Below are 14,405 nucleotides of genomic sequence, written 5' to 3'. Positions count from 1 at the left end.
ATGCGGAGGTATGAGCACATGGAATTATTAAAAGAACGCATTCGTGAAGAGGGGATTGTCCTCAATAATCGAGTGCTGAAAGTAGATGGGTTCTTAAACCATCAAATCGATCCACAATTGTTTAAGGCGATTGGTAAAGAAATCGCGGATCGTTACCGTGATGCAGGTGTACAACGTATTGTTACCATCGAAGCATCTGGTATTGCGTTGGCGTTGATGGCCGCGCTTGAACTAGACGTACCATTGGTATTTGCGCGTAAGAAAAAATCCATCCTTATGGTAGATGATGTATATCATAGTGTTGTGTACTCTTATACAAAAGAAGAGAATTATGATATCACTATTTCTAAAAAATTCTTGCCAGCTGGTGAAAAAGTGTTGATTATCGACGATTTCTTGGCGTCTGGTGAGGCGGCTATGGGCCTTGCTAAGTTGGTTCAAGACGCAGGTGATGAAGTAGTTGGCATGGCGATTGCTATCGAAAAGTCCTTCCAACCTGGTCGTGAACGCTTGGAAAATGCGGGCTACCGTGTAGAGTCTTTAGTTCGCATTAAAGAATTCAAAGATAATGGTTGTGTGTTTATCGAAGACTAATTTGTCTGATTATTGTTAGAGGAGATTATGAATAAAAAAGCAGAAAAATTCGACTTACTTGTTGCTGACCTTAACAAAGGCGGTAACACTTGGTTTACAAAGGAAGAAATGACAGACGATCTTAACACAGTTGTATATCATGGTCGTTTGGATGTTCATGAGCATAGCTTGCCTGTGTTCATCGTTGTAGACGATTCTGCGTTCACCTATGTACGCATCGCTATCACAACAACATCTATTGATAAAAAAGTGATTCCTGCGGTATTGAAAGAACTTAACACGTTAAATCAAGATTACAAGATATCTAAATATTACGTGAGCAATGAAGACAATAACATTTATATGGATGTGTCTATACCATGTTTGAATGAACAATTTGATCCTACTGTAGTAGTGAATCTTATGCTTGAAGTTATTCAACCGCATTTAGATGCTGTACATAAAGATATTCTTAAAGTAACTGGCTTAGCTTAATAGAGGTTGTTATGAATCCTAAATCCTTATTATTTGATAAGTTTTTGAAAGAAGAAGAAATCATATCTTTTGAACGGAAGGATTTTGATGATGAAGACGGTACAGTAGTATATCGTTCTTATATCAAGTCTCCTTTATGGGATATGCCTTTATTCGTCATTCTCGATAACACTATTTATAGTGTAGTTCGTTTAGTGTTAGGACCTGAAAAGGTAACAGCACAAAATATGAATGCCTTAAATGCATTAATTAATCGTGACAATGCGACATATAAAAATTATAAACTATATATTGATGAACAAGATTCTAGTCTGTACTTGGATTGCGTATATATGTGTGGTGATGATGCGTTCGAGCCTGCATTGATGTATGCGTTGATGTCTTCTATCGTAGATTATATTCCAGAATCTGTAGGTGAATTAAAAACTGCCTTTGAAAGTGGTACTCACTAATCAATAATAGATACAAGTTGAGTGGTCTAATGTTCGGAATTATGAAAAGAGGATAACCTGTTTATAAACGGGTTATCCTCTTTTTGTATGGATAAGAAAAAACATATAAATATTTTGATCGATAGAATAAGTTTGTGTTGTTATAAGATTGAAAAGGCAGTATTTTATTTTTCAGATTTATTTAAAATTAATTTATATGATGCAATCTATATTTTTGTAATAGTTCGGAATATAACGAATAATAAAAATATTTAATAAAAAAATATTCGAAAATAGTATTGATTTTGTAAATGTTAGGTGTTACAATTTGAGTACAAGAAGGAGGTAGCACCGTGAACTATGCAAATCAACAAACTCAAAGCAAGTCTACGGAGGCTATTTGCGCGTATTTGTCCCAGTCTGTTTTGGCTGGGCTTTTTTATTAGGAGGATCTATGAAGGTCGGTATTATCATGGGCAGCAAGTCTGACCTGGACACAATGAAAAAAGCATCTGCCGTACTTGATGAATTTAACATTCCCTATGAAATGGTTATTGCCTCAGCTCATCGTACCCCAGAGGCTGTAAAGAATTTTGTTACACGACTTGAAGGTGAAGGAGCTATTGCTTTTATTGCTGGTGCAGGCGCAGCGGCTCACCTACCTGGTGTAGTGGCGAGCTTTACTACACTACCAGTTATCGGCATCCCACTTAATGCAACCGCATTAAAAGGTATTGATTCTCTACTTGCTATTGTACAAATGCCATCTGGCATGCCTGTAGCAACCATGGCTGTAGATGGTGCTAAAAATGCGGCTCTCTTTGCAGTACAAATTGGAGCAGCTTTCAATAAAGACCTGAAAGAACAATATCAACAATATCGTAAAGATATGGCTGAAAAAGTCTTGGCAGACAATGCAGAATTACAAGGTGCTATTCAAATTTAATCATGTAAATCATCGGTGATTAAATGTTGGTTAAGAAAAACAGTTTATTTAGATATCTATTATATAGTTTGTATCATTAATTATGATAAAGGAGAAAGATCATGGCTAACATCGATTTGGAAAAATTAACATTATTGTATGAAGGAAAAGCAAAACAAGTATATGCAACAGATAACAAAGATGAGTACATCGTTCATTACAAAGATGATGCCACTGCATTTAATGGTGAAAAACATGACACCATTCTTGGTAAAGGCGTGTTGAACAATAAAATTTCCTCTTTCTTCTTTGAATTGTTGAAAAAAGAAGGCGTACCAACTCATTTTGTTCGTCGTGAAGATGATCGCAACCAAACAGTACTTACATTGAAAATAGTTCCTCTTGAAGTTATCGTTCGTAATATTGCGGCTGGCTCTATGGCTAAACGCTTTGGCATTGAAGAAGGTACACCACTTAAACATCCAATTCTTGAATTCTGCTATAAAAACGATGAACTAGGCGATCCGTTTGCCAACGAATCCCAAATCACTGCACTTGGTTGGGCCACTCAAGAGCAACTTGACGTAATTTCTACAATTACTTTAAAGGTAAACGATATTTTGAAAAAATTCTTGGCTACTAAAAATGTAACCCTTGTAGATTTTAAATTAGAATTTGGTACCCATAATGGTGAAATTTTATTGGGTGATGAAATTTCTCCTGATACATGCCGTTTCTGGGATGCTACAACTGGTGAAAAACTCGATAAAGATCGTTTCCGTCGGGATCTTGGTAATATTGAAGAAGCATATAAGGAAATGTTATTCCGCCTTACAGGTGAGCGTGCCTAATAGGGGGGAAGATGAACTACGATTCTGTTTTTGATAAATGGCACGAAGAGTGTGGTGTGTTCGGCATCTATGATAGGACCGTTGATGTAGCACGCTATGTATATTGGGGGCTATTTGCTCTCCAACATCGTGGTCAAGAAAGTGCGGGTATTGCTGTTACCGATGGTCATGATGTAGAACTGAAAAAAGGCATGGGCTTGTTGACTGAGGCTATCAAAGAATTACCAGCATTGCCAAGCTATATGGGGACTGGACATGTGCGGTACTCTACGACAGGGTCTAATAATCCGCGTAATATTCAACCTTTGGTTATTCACTACCAAGGCGGTCAAATTGCGGTGGCTCACAATGGCAATTTAACGAATGCCTTATCTATTCGAAAACGCCTAGAAGCCGATGGTTCCATCTTTCAAACGACGATGGATTCTGAGGTTATCGTAAACTTGATAGCTCGTTCTAAAGTAGAAACACAAGCGGAACGCATTGCCGATGCGGCGCGTCAAATTGAAGGGGCGTTCTCTTTAGTCATTACTACGAACGACTCTTTAGTAGGTGTACGAGACCCTCAAGGATTTAGACCACTTTGTTTAGGTAAAACTGAAAATGGTTATGTGCTCTCTAGTGAAAGTTGTGCTTTTGATGCGATTAAGGCAGAGTTTATTCGTCATATAGATCCTGGTGAAATGGTTATCATCGATGACTCTGGTGTGCGTAGTACTATGTATGCGGAACCAGAAAAAATCGACAAAAAACTTTGCGTCTTTGAATACATCTATTTTGCACGTGGCGATAGTCATATCGATGGTCAATCCGTATATCAATCTCGGCTAAATATGGGCCGCGAACTATATAACGAAACTAAGTATGATGCAGACATCGTAATGTCCATTCCGGATTCCGGTACAACAGCTGCATTAGGTTATGCTCGTGCATCGGGTATCCCTTTTGCGGAAGGTTTAGTTAAGAACCGTTATAGCGGCCGTACCTTTATTAAACCAAATCAAGAGGAACGAGAATTAGCTGTTCGTATGAAGCTAAATGCATTGCCACATATTGTTGGAGGTAAGCGTATCGTCCTTATTGATGATTCTATTGTGCGCGGTACTACGAGTGGTATCATTGTAAAAATGCTAAAAGAAGCTGGTGCTAAAGAGATTTATATGTGTATTAGTTCTCCAACTATTGAGTATTCCTGTCACTATGGCATTGATACATCAGTGCGTAAAGAACTTATAGCAGCTACTCATACAGTGGATGAAATTAGAGATTTTATCAAGGCTGATAAATTACATTACTTGTCTCGTGAAGGCCTATGTCGTGCTGTATCTGATGTAAAGCCAGATGATTTATGTTTTGCATGTTTCAATGGTGATTATAGTGTAGCGGTTCCTGCGGACCAAGAGGAAGGGGTCAAATATGTGCTCGAATAAAACTAGTTTAACCTATCGCGATGCAGGTGTTGATATCGATGCAGGTAATCGCGCCGTAGAATTGATGAAAGAATCTGTTAAACGGACGTATACACCAGGTGTTGTTGGTGATTTAGGTGGTTTTGGAGGACTCTATTCTTTAGCTGGTCATGCTATGTCTGATCCTATGCTCGTATCTGGTACAGATGGGGTGGGCACCAAATTACGTCTCGCTATCATGATGGATAAACATGATACTATCGGTCAAGACTGTGTAGCTATGAGTGTTAATGATATCCTCGTACAAGGTGCTACACCTTTATTTTTCCTCGATTATATTGCGGTTGGCAAACTAGAGCCTGTAAAAGTGGCAGATATCGTACGCGGTGTAGCTGAGGCGTGCGAAGAATCAGGCTGCGCCTTACTAGGCGGTGAAACTGCTGAGATGGCAGGTTTCTACGATGATGAGGATTATGATGTAGCTGGTTTTGCCGTTGGTATCGTAGATCGTCCTAAATTGATTACTGGTGAAAGTATCAAGGCAAGAGATGTTATCCTTGGGTTACCATCTTCTGGGGTTCATTCTAATGGTTTCTCGTTAGTTCGTAAAATTGTATTTGATCATAAGGGTTTCTCCATTGATCAAGATATTCCTGAATTTGGCAAAACACTGGGAGAAGAATTATTAACGCCAACGCACTTATATCCTAAAGCTGTATTACCGTTGATTAAAGAAGATTTAATTAGAGGTATGGTTCATATTACGGGCGGCGGTTTCTATGAAAATATTCCTCGCGTCTTACCTACGGGAGTAACGGCAGAGATCGATTGTGATACATGGCCTCGCCTTCCAGTTTTTGAAAAGCTACAAGAATGGGGCAATGTAGATTGGCATGAAATGTACCGTACTTTTAACATGGGCATTGGCATGATCCTCATAGTGGACGCTGCGGATGTGGATCGAGTAAAGGCAAATCTTGAAAGTCGTAATGAAGCGGTTTATGAAATTGGTCATATCGTTAAAGGCGAAGGTCCAGTTGTTGTAAAAGGGGCGGTATTTAATGACTAGTTCCGTAGTTAAAAAACGTCTAGCTCTATTCGCAAGCGGTAGAGGCTCCAATGGGGAAGCCCTCTATAAAGCCATGCAAGAAGGATATATTAATGGTGAGTTTGTAGTTATCATTACAGATCACGGTGATGCAGGGATTGTTAAACGTTCTAAACCTTGGAATATCCCACTCATTGTCATCGAGCGTAGCGACTATGATTCTAAAGCTAGCTTTGAACAGGCTCAGTTAGATGCGTTAGAGCCCTATAAGGTAGATGGTATCGTTTTGGCCGGATATATGCGCATTGTAGGGGCTCCATTGATTGAGCACTATGAGCATAGAATTTTAAATATCCATCCTGCCTTGTTGCCATCCTTTCCGGGACTACATGGACATCAACAAGCTATTGATGCGGGCGTAAAGGTAACCGGTTGTACGGTACACTTTGTTGATGCCGGAATGGATACAGGACCTATCATTATGCAGAATACGGTTCCTTTATTACCGGAGGATACAGAGGATACTCTGAGTGATAGATTATTGCCTATTGAACATAAAACATATAAAGAGGTATTACGACTATTTTGTGAGGATAAGCTCACTATAAAAGGTCGTGTTGTATATATTGAAGATTGATGTGTAAGCAAAGGAAGACGTTAGATGATTAAAAATGCATTACTTAGTGTTTCTGATAAAACAGGTATTGTAGACTTTGCGAAAGGTTTAGTTGATTTAGGGGTAACCATTTATTCCACAGGTGGGACCCTTAAAGCCATAACCGAAGCAGGTATTCCGGCAAAATCGGTAGAGTCTTTGACTGATTTTCCTGAAATGATGGATGGCCGCGTAAAGACATTACATCCTAAGGTGCATGGTGGTATTTTGGCGATCCGTGATAATGCGGAGCATCAACAAGCTATGGCAGAACATGGTATTGAACCAATCGACCTTGTTGTAGTCAATCTTTACCCGTTCCGCGAAACCATTGCAAAACCTAATGTATCCTTAGAAGAGGCCATCGAAAATATCGATATTGGTGGTCCTACGATGGTTCGTTCTGCAGCAAAGAATCATGCCTTTGTGGGTATCGTAGTAAATCCAAATCATTACGATGAAATCTTAGAGATGCTCAAGGATCAAGGTGAATTGACTAAGGAATATCGCTTTGGACTTGCCAAAGAAGCCTTTGCTCATACGGCGGCTTACGATGTGGCCATCGCTAATTATATGAGTGGAATCTTGAATGAAGGCCCTACACCTCCAGAATATTTGAGTGCTTATGAGAAGGTAACAGATCTTAGATATGGGGAAAATCCGCATCAACAAGCCGCATTCTATAAAGAAATTGGTACAGCTCATGGCATGGGGGCCTTGAAACAATTACATGGCAAAGAGCTTTCCTATAATAATATTGTAGACATGGAAGCGGCATGGAATATGGTATGGGAATTTACTGATCCAGCTGCATGTATCATTAAGCATACGAACCCATGTGGTGCAGCTACTGCAGCTACATTACATGATGCATATGTAAATGCTTATGAAGCGGACTCCGTATCTGCCTTTGGTGGCATCGTAGCCTTAAATCGTGAAGTAGATGCAAGTACAGCGGAGGAAATGAGCAAAATTTTCTTAGAAGTTATTATGGCACCTGCTTTCACAAAAGAAGCATTAGAAATCCTTGAAGCTAAGAAGAATATTCGCCTCATCGAGCTATCTAAGCCGGAATCTGGCCAAGTGACAGTGAAAAAGGTGTCTGGTGGTTTATTAGTGCAAACAGAAGACGATCTGGTAGAAGACCGCGCCAATTATAAAGTTGTTACGAAGGTACAACCGACAGAGGAACAATGGAAAGCTCTTGAATTTGCATGGAAACTCGTAAAACATGTAAAATCCAATGCGATTTTGATTTCTAATGAAAAGCGTACTCTTGGAGTTGGGGCCGGTCAAATGAATCGCGTAGGTTCTGCAAAAATTGCTCTTGAACAAGCCGGGGAAGCCGCTAAAGGCGCTGTATTAGCATCCGATGCATTCTTCCCATTTGGAGATACCGTAGAAACAGCGGCAAAGCATGGCATTGCAGCTATTATTCAACCAGGTGGCTCTATTCGCGACGAAGAGTCCATCAAAGCGGCTGATGAAGCGGGCATCGCTATGGTATTTACAAACATTCGTCACTTTAAACATTAACTAGTTAAGAATTTTAGCGGATTGTTAAGCACGATTAGGGCAAAATATCTATTGAACGGTCAACAATTATTGATGTTTGGAGTGGCCCCGTTATGTGTTTATATTATTATGAATTTGATGGCGTTTAGGCGCCGATGGAGGACTTATGAAAGTATGTGTAATCGGTAGCGGCGGCCGTGAACATGCATTGGCGTGGCGATTGTCCATCAGCCCTAGCGTAACAAAGGTATATGCTATTCCTGGTAGTGCGGCTATGTCAGATTGTGCAGAGCTAGTTGGCATCGATTGGCAACAAAGCGATCATTTAATTAGCTTTTTGAAAGATAATCAAGTTGATTTAGTTGTTGTTGGGCCTGAGGCTCCTTTAGTAGCGGGCTTAGCAGATGTACTTACTAAGGCGGGGATTCCAGTTTTTGGTCCATCCAAAGCAGCAGCTCAACTAGAGGGATCAAAGGTGTTTGCTAAAGACCTCATGAAAAAATACAATATTCCCACTGCTGCGTATGGTGTATTCCATAAGGTAGATGAAGCGAAAGCTTTTATTGCTCAAACAGGAGCTCCTATTGTTGTTAAAGCTGACGGATTGGCGGCAGGGAAGGGTGTTGTAGTAGCCATGACCATCGATGAAGCGAATGCAGCCGTAGAAGATATGCTCAGTGGTAATCGATTCGGTGATGCAGGCAGCACCGTTGTTATCGAAGAGTTTATGGAAGGCGAAGAGGCTAGTTTATTAGCTTTTGTAGATGGCAAGACCGTAGTTCCTATGATTGCCTCTCAAGATCATAAACGTATCTTTGATGGTGATAAAGGGCCTAATACAGGTGGCATGGGGACCTATGCACCGGCCCCCGTTCTTACAGATGCATTGCGGGACGCAGCGATGAAAACCATCTTAGAACCTATGGTAGCGGCTATGGAAAAAGAAGGCATGCCGTATGTAGGCTGCCTTTACGCGGGGCTTATGATTACTGACGAAGGTCCTAAGGTGGTAGAATTCAATGCGCGCTTTGGTGATCCTGAAACACAAGTTGTATTGCCGCTGCTCGATAGTGATTTAGGTGAGATTATGATGGCCTGTGCTAAGGGCACATTAACCTCTAATATGGTGAAATGGAAAGATTCCTCAGCGGCTTGCGTTATCCTTGCTTCTAAGGGCTATCCTGAAACTTCATCTAAGGGCGATGTCATCAGTGGGGATATTAAACAATATGACACAACCATTGTATTCCACTCTGGTACAAAGCTTGTTGGTGAAAATTATGTCACTAATGGCGGTCGTGTGCTTGGTGTTGTCGGACTTGGCAAAGACCTTAGAACGGCACTTGATAGAGCCTATGAACGTATAGAGCATATCGACTTTGAAGGCATGCAATATCGTACAGATATTGGGGCTAAGGCTTTTAAATAAAGTAACAACATTTTGAATATAATGAAAACCTCTACATTCATGCACGACGCATGCGGTGTAGAGGTTTTATTTTCTACCTTTTAACTGTTACCTATGATATAATAAATTAGATATAAAGAGGGCCCATCGACGTGTGATGGCGTTAGGCTCATCTCAAAAATTTGGAAACTTATTGATGACGCCTGACGTGTAGAAGTAAATCTTCTACACGTTAGGTGTTTTTACTATAGTCTATTTTATTTCTTAATAGTGATATACAACTATGATATATAATAAAGAACCGTTAGAACTGAATAGTCCGGTAGCCTTTTGGCTGAATTTTCCAAACGAAGAACGCGTATTTTGGGTGGATCGTCAAAGTGACCGCATCGTTGTAGGCGCTAAACGTTTGGCGACGGTCAAAGATGATGAAGCTCGCCATAATTACGCTTACGTGTTTTATGGAGATACTTTTTTTGAGAACTCTAAGGACCCTAAATGGGCTGGCATGGGTCATGAAATGATTGCTTTCACCCATTATTACATCGTAGAAAATGGGGAGTCTTTCTACTTGCACGCTGGTGAAAGCGTCCCTATTACGGATTTCGAGGTGCCTCGAGTTCGCCATAACTACAAGGAAACCAGTGATGATAAGGCTGCTTGGAATAGATTGATGAATGCTATTTCTGAAAGCATTAGTAGTGGTGAAATGACGAAGGTCGTTTCTTCTCGAGAGGTACAGTTTACTAGTAAAACACCATACAATGTAGCAAGTATTTTGGCAAATTTAGTAGATAATAATCCCAATTGCTTTATCTTTGGTTACGAAAAGAATGGACGTACCTTTGTGGGCGCATCGCCAGAGATTCTAGTTCGCCATCGAGGTAGTGAAATTCTTAGTTATGCTTTAGCGGGTACAGCTCCTAAACATGGACCAAATGCGTGGACTAAGGAACAACTGTTAACAGATAAGAAAAATCTCTTTGAACATAATATTGTGCGCGATCGTATCGTGAAAACAATGGAGACTATAACACCTGATGTTACCATAGGTGAAACGGGCATCATGGAGTTAGCTCATCTCTATCACTTGCGCACCATTATTACTGCTAAGGATAGCACAAAATCCCTCGTAGAATGGGCAAAGTTGCTCCATCCTACACCGGCTCTCGGTGGTGAACCGCGAGAAAAGGCGTTGGCATTGCTACAAAAGTACGAAGCTCATGAACGCGGCATGTATGCAGCACCTTTTGGCTTTATGAAAGATATGGGGGACGGCATTGTCATCGTTGCTATTCGATCTGCCCTCATTATGGATAATGTTCTTTATGCCTATGCAGGATGTGGCGTCGTAGCCGATTCTGATGCGGATGAAGAATATGCAGAAACTAATAATAAAATGCGCACCATTTTGGATGCGTTATGATAAATTTCCAAACCCTTAGAAGTTGTTGAAAGGGAATATAATGAACGAATATATTGCTGCCTTGGTAGATGAGTTTTACCAACTCGGCGTCCGGCATGCTGTGTTTAGCCCTGGTTCTCGTTCCACGACGATGGCTATGCTTTTCACGGAGTATGAAGGCTTTGAAACATATATGAATATAGATGAGCGCTCTGCTAGCTTTATGGCACTTGGCATTGCAAAGGCTCATAAAGAACCAACTGTGTTAGTTTGTACATCCGGTTCCGCAGTGGCTCATTATTTGCCCGCTATTTTAGAGGCTCAATATAGTGGGGTACCTCTTATCGTATTGTCTGCCGATAGACCTTATACCTTGCTACATACAGGGGCTCCACAAACAGTAGATCAACAAAAAATCTTTGGTACAGCTGTAAACTATTATGAAGAATTATCGGTGCCCCAAGATGAGCATTACTACACATATCCACGACAAGTAGCACGCAAGGCGTATATGAAAGCTATAGATACTAAAAAAGGACCCGTGCATATCAATATACCTCTCTTTGAGCCATTAGTGCCTGAACTGGACCGTAAGCACTTTGAAGCGGGACGTAGCCCTTACAAAGTATTTAAACCTAATTACGGTGATGTGTTTAGCTATCAGAATAGAAGTCTATTGCTTACACAGTATAAGAGAGTCCTTATTTTAGCTGGCCCACAAATTGATATAGATGAAGTTGAGTCTATTCATTCCTTTGCGGAGAATTTACAAGCTCCTATCTTGGCGGATCCATTGTCCAATGTAAGACGTTGTCATAAGACTGGTACTATTGATGACAATCATGAAGTTGCTAGCAATCGTAACAATGATACAGATATGATTCAGAAAAAACATTTCTCTGATGTTGTCATTTCTACGTATGATGCGTTTTTAGCGGATAAAGACCTATGGCCTGTACTAAAGCCAGATTGCGTGATTCAGTTTGGACAAATCGTTGTATCGAAACGGGTACAGCAAATGGTGGCAAGTTGGGATAATGTGGAGTATATTGAGGTAAATCCCACGATGGACTCCATGAACCCTATGGGGAAAACCACCATACACATGCAAGCAAGCATCGATATGTTTACGCATTTGTTCGCTGTAAAGAACGAATCTAATGCATATCTTAATAGATGGCAACGTTTAGAAGTAGCTGGTAAAGCTCAACTAAGTACAGCTATAGAAGAACCAAGTTGCTTTGAAGGACGCACGATACGCGAGTTGCAACAGCATATTCCTGACAATAGCCAAGTACTTGTGGCGAATAGCATGACCGTTCGCGACTTTGATTACTTTTGGCTTTCTGGGGAGTCCGATGCCGTTCTTTACGGTAATCGTGGTGTTAATGGTATCGATGGTACAGTTTCCACTGCGCTTGGACTTGCAACGAATCATCAGCCTACATATCTCGTAACGGGTGATTTGTCTTTATTCCATGATCTAAACGGTTTAGCGGTTGCTAAAACGCACAATCTCAATTTGACGATTATTTTGCATAATAACGATGGAGGCGGTATTTTTGAATATTTACCGCAAAAGGGAACGAAATATTTTGATTATTTGTTCTCTACGTCACAAGGTTTAGATTATAGTGGGGTTGCTAAACTCTATGGCTGTGGGTACACTAAAATCTCTAGTCCTGATGAATTGGTCCCTGTATTAGCTAAAGTTAGCGAGGAATCTGGCGTTCATATTATTGAAATACCAACAGACCGGGAATATAGTCGTCAGTTACATAGGAAATATACAAAAGTTTCAGTTGATATGGAGGCATTACTATGAGTCAGTATTTTTGCAGTATTGTAGATAATGCTTTGTGTAATCCAGCTCAGCGCATGTATTTTGACTTGGGAGAGTATCGCTACGGTTTGACTGTGGTAGGTGAAGGGGAACCTATTGTATGTTTCCACGGCTTCTCTGAATCAAGCTATACTTGGGATGCTATTAATCTGCCGGGGTATCGAGTGGTTCGTATTGATTTAATCGGACATGGCGATTCAGATATTCCTGATGAGAATCAGGCTTACACCATTCCTCAAATGATAAAGGACTTACACACAGTTATCTATTACATGGTTGGTGAAAGCTATTACCTCATGGGCTATTCTATGGGGGCTCGTATTGCACTTTCCTATGCGTTGGAGTATGAACGTGAAATCAAAGGTCTTATTCTTGAAAGTGGCTCGGTAGGCATCGCTTCTGACGCTGAGCGAGCAGCACGCCGCAAGGCGGATGAAGACTTAGCAGTTCATATCGAAGAGCATGATGGTGCTTGGTTTGCTGCACGATGGGCGGAAGTACCTATTTTTGAGAGTCAAAAACAGCTTTCAGAGGGGGTAGAAGAATTAATCTATCTACGTCGTTCCAATAATAGCCCATATGCATTAGCTTGTACATTGCGTGGGTCAGGGCAGGGCGTGATGCCTTATGTAGGGGATAAATTAGAAAAATTCTCTGTTAAAGGTTTATATGTGAGTGGCGCATTAGATACAAAATATACTACAATAGGAAGAGACGTATTTGGCAAGTTGCCAAGTTTTAATCATGTCATCGTCGACGGGGCGGGGCATAATGTACATATAGAGAAACCGCAGATTTTTGAACAAGCGGTATTGGATTTTTTACAGAAGAAAGGTTAAGTCCATGAGCAAATTTGATTGGAAAATATTGGATCGTAATTATGAAGATGTAATTTACGAAACATATAATGGCATTGCAAAGATTACTATTAACCGTCCAGAAGTGCGCAACGCATTCCGTCCTAAAACGGTAATGGAGTTAATTGATGCTTTCACAGTAGCTCGTGAAGATAACGAAGTAGGCGTAATCGTATTGACTGGTGCTAACCACGGTAAGGGCGAAGATAAAGAGGCATTCTGCTCCGGCGGTGACCAAAGCGTACGTGGTCACGGTGGTTATGTAGGTGAAGATAATGTGCCTCGCTTGAACGTTCTCGATTTACAACGCTTAATTCGCGTCATCCCTAAACCTGTTATTGCAATGGTTAATGGTTATGCTATCGGTGGCGGTCATGTATTGCACATCGTATGTGACCTTACAATCGCTTCTGAAAATGCTAAATTCGGTCAAACTGGTCCTCGTGTAGGCTCCTTCGACGCTGGTTATGGCGCAGGTTACTTGGCTCGTATGATCGGTCACAAACGCGCTCGCGAAGTATGGTTCTTGTGCCGTCAATACACAGCAGCTCAAGCGTATGAAATGGGCATGGTTAATACTGTGGTACCATTTGACAAATTGGAAGAAGAAACAGTTCAATGGTGTAGCGAAATCCTTGAATTATCTCCAATGGCATTGCGCATGTTGAAAGGCGCTTTCAATGCCGACACAGATGGCCTTGCAGGTTTACAACAATTCGCAGGGGACGCTACATTGATGTACTATACAATTGATGAAGCGAAAGAAGGTCGCGATGCGTTCAAAGAAAAACGGAAACCTAACTTCAAACAATTCCCTAAATTCCCTTAATCGGGAGTCGATACAGTCCTATATGACGGACTATATTAACGGTTAAAACGACAAGTGCGCCTCTATAGGAGGCGCCTTTCTTGTAATATCTCTTTATTTATCATATTTCAATTATTATTTTTTAGTTTTTACTTATTATTTACTATTTATTGGTAATTAGT

Annotated in this window: 14 protein-coding genes; all 14 read left to right on the top strand. The window is 40.7% G+C overall.

The window, feature by feature from the left end; all coding sequences use genetic code 11:
* Nucleotides 1-18 precede the first annotated feature (18 nt).
* Nucleotides 19-594 carry a xanthine phosphoribosyltransferase gene (locus tag E7K77_RS04440; RefSeq protein WP_004693737.1) on the top strand — a complete coding sequence of 192 codons (576 nt, stop codon included), beginning with the start codon at nt 19-21 and terminating at the stop codon, nt 592-594.
* A 27-nt stretch (nt 595-621) separates the two neighbouring features.
* On the top strand, nt 622-1,068 hold the full coding sequence (locus E7K77_RS04435) for a hypothetical protein (protein ID WP_287509532.1): 447 nt from the start codon (nt 622-624) through the stop codon (nt 1,066-1,068).
* Between the two features lie 11 nt (nt 1,069-1,079).
* Nucleotides 1,080-1,520 carry a hypothetical protein gene (locus E7K77_RS04430; RefSeq protein ID WP_287509530.1) on the top strand — a complete coding sequence of 147 codons (441 nt, stop codon included), beginning with the start codon at nt 1,080-1,082 and terminating at the stop codon, nt 1,518-1,520.
* A gap of 433 nt (nt 1,521-1,953) precedes the next feature.
* On the top strand, nt 1,954-2,445 hold the full coding sequence (gene purE / locus E7K77_RS04425) for a 5-(carboxyamino)imidazole ribonucleotide mutase (protein WP_101928953.1): 492 nt from the start codon (nt 1,954-1,956) through the stop codon (nt 2,443-2,445).
* A 101-nt stretch (nt 2,446-2,546) separates the two neighbouring features.
* The gene (purC, locus tag E7K77_RS04420; protein WP_021147770.1) at nt 2,547-3,275 is read left to right on the top strand and encodes a phosphoribosylaminoimidazolesuccinocarboxamide synthase; all 729 of its coding nucleotides are present in this window, start codon (nt 2,547-2,549) and stop codon (nt 3,273-3,275) included.
* An 11-nt stretch (nt 3,276-3,286) separates the two neighbouring features.
* Nucleotides 3,287-4,705, top strand: coding sequence for an amidophosphoribosyltransferase (gene purF / locus E7K77_RS04415; protein ID WP_287526491.1), 1,419 nt, complete (start codon nt 3,287-3,289; stop codon nt 4,703-4,705).
* Nucleotides 4,692-5,753, top strand: coding sequence for a phosphoribosylformylglycinamidine cyclo-ligase (gene purM / locus E7K77_RS04410; protein ID WP_287526495.1), 1,062 nt, complete (start codon nt 4,692-4,694; stop codon nt 5,751-5,753). The genes purF and purM overlap by 14 nt, the downstream gene beginning before the upstream one ends.
* A complete protein-coding gene (gene purN / locus E7K77_RS04405; protein ID WP_278470626.1) occupies nt 5,746-6,369 on the top strand; it encodes a phosphoribosylglycinamide formyltransferase in 624 nt (207 codons plus the stop codon). The genes purM and purN overlap by 8 nt, the downstream gene beginning before the upstream one ends.
* A 24-nt stretch (nt 6,370-6,393) precedes the next feature.
* Nucleotides 6,394-7,923 carry a bifunctional phosphoribosylaminoimidazolecarboxamide formyltransferase/IMP cyclohydrolase gene (gene purH, locus E7K77_RS04400; protein WP_287511236.1) on the top strand — a complete coding sequence of 510 codons (1,530 nt, stop codon included), beginning with the start codon at nt 6,394-6,396 and terminating at the stop codon, nt 7,921-7,923.
* Nucleotides 7,924-8,068: 145 nt separating this feature from the next.
* Nucleotides 8,069-9,331 (top strand): phosphoribosylamine--glycine ligase, encoded by a 1,263-nt coding sequence (gene purD, locus E7K77_RS04395; protein ID WP_287511235.1) that lies wholly within the window; start codon nt 8,069-8,071, stop codon nt 9,329-9,331.
* 262 nt (nt 9,332-9,593) lie between these two features.
* Nucleotides 9,594-10,736 carry an isochorismate synthase gene (locus E7K77_RS04390; protein ID WP_287511233.1) on the top strand — a complete coding sequence of 381 codons (1,143 nt, stop codon included), beginning with the start codon at nt 9,594-9,596 and terminating at the stop codon, nt 10,734-10,736.
* A 40-nt stretch (nt 10,737-10,776) separates the two neighbouring features.
* The gene (gene menD, locus E7K77_RS04385) at nt 10,777-12,540 is read left to right on the top strand and encodes a 2-succinyl-5-enolpyruvyl-6-hydroxy-3-cyclohexene-1-carboxylic-acid synthase (protein WP_325306310.1); all 1,764 of its coding nucleotides are present in this window, start codon (nt 10,777-10,779) and stop codon (nt 12,538-12,540) included.
* Complete coding sequence (menH, locus tag E7K77_RS04380) at nt 12,537-13,397, top strand: 2-succinyl-6-hydroxy-2,4-cyclohexadiene-1-carboxylate synthase (RefSeq protein WP_004693711.1); 861 nt, start codon at nt 12,537-12,539, stop codon at nt 13,395-13,397. Before menD ends, menH begins: the two co-directional genes overlap by 4 nt.
* A 4-nt stretch (nt 13,398-13,401) precedes the next feature.
* A complete protein-coding gene (gene menB, locus E7K77_RS04375; RefSeq protein ID WP_024061373.1) occupies nt 13,402-14,244 on the top strand; it encodes a 1,4-dihydroxy-2-naphthoyl-CoA synthase in 843 nt (280 codons plus the stop codon).
* Nucleotides 14,245-14,405 lie beyond the last annotated feature (161 nt).

Source organism: Veillonella parvula (genome assembly GCF_032577575.1).
Lineage (GTDB): Bacteria > Bacillota > Negativicutes > Veillonellales > Veillonellaceae > Veillonella.
This window is presented reverse-complemented; position numbering and strand designations above follow the sequence as displayed.

What these genes read in the sequence shown, in the direction of transcription:
- purD (WP_287511235.1), top strand. Translation starts at nt 8,069, where the DNA reads ATGAAAGTATGTGTAATCGGTAGCGGCGGCCGTGAACATGCATTGGCG.
- purE (WP_101928953.1), top strand. Translation starts at nt 1,954, where the DNA reads ATGAAGGTCGGTATTATCATGGGCAGCAAGTCTGACCTGGACACAATG.
- E7K77_RS04435 (WP_287509532.1), top strand. Translation starts at nt 622, where the DNA reads ATGAATAAAAAAGCAGAAAAATTCGACTTACTTGTTGCTGACCTTAAC.
- purM (WP_287526495.1), top strand. Translation starts at nt 4,692, where the DNA reads ATGTGCTCGAATAAAACTAGTTTAACCTATCGCGATGCAGGTGTTGAT.
- purF (WP_287526491.1), top strand. Translation starts at nt 3,287, where the DNA reads ATGAACTACGATTCTGTTTTTGATAAATGGCACGAAGAGTGTGGTGTG.
- purC (WP_021147770.1), top strand. Translation starts at nt 2,547, where the DNA reads ATGGCTAACATCGATTTGGAAAAATTAACATTATTGTATGAAGGAAAA.
- purH (WP_287511236.1), top strand. Translation starts at nt 6,394, where the DNA reads ATGATTAAAAATGCATTACTTAGTGTTTCTGATAAAACAGGTATTGTA.
- purN (WP_278470626.1), top strand. Translation starts at nt 5,746, where the DNA reads ATGACTAGTTCCGTAGTTAAAAAACGTCTAGCTCTATTCGCAAGCGGT.
- E7K77_RS04390 (WP_287511233.1), top strand. Translation starts at nt 9,594, where the DNA reads ATGATATATAATAAAGAACCGTTAGAACTGAATAGTCCGGTAGCCTTT.
- menB (WP_024061373.1), top strand. Translation starts at nt 13,402, where the DNA reads ATGAGCAAATTTGATTGGAAAATATTGGATCGTAATTATGAAGATGTA.
- E7K77_RS04440 (WP_004693737.1), top strand. Translation starts at nt 19, where the DNA reads ATGGAATTATTAAAAGAACGCATTCGTGAAGAGGGGATTGTCCTCAAT.
- menD (WP_325306310.1), top strand. Translation starts at nt 10,777, where the DNA reads ATGAACGAATATATTGCTGCCTTGGTAGATGAGTTTTACCAACTCGGC.
- menH (WP_004693711.1), top strand. Translation starts at nt 12,537, where the DNA reads ATGAGTCAGTATTTTTGCAGTATTGTAGATAATGCTTTGTGTAATCCA.
- E7K77_RS04430 (WP_287509530.1), top strand. Translation starts at nt 1,080, where the DNA reads ATGAATCCTAAATCCTTATTATTTGATAAGTTTTTGAAAGAAGAAGAA.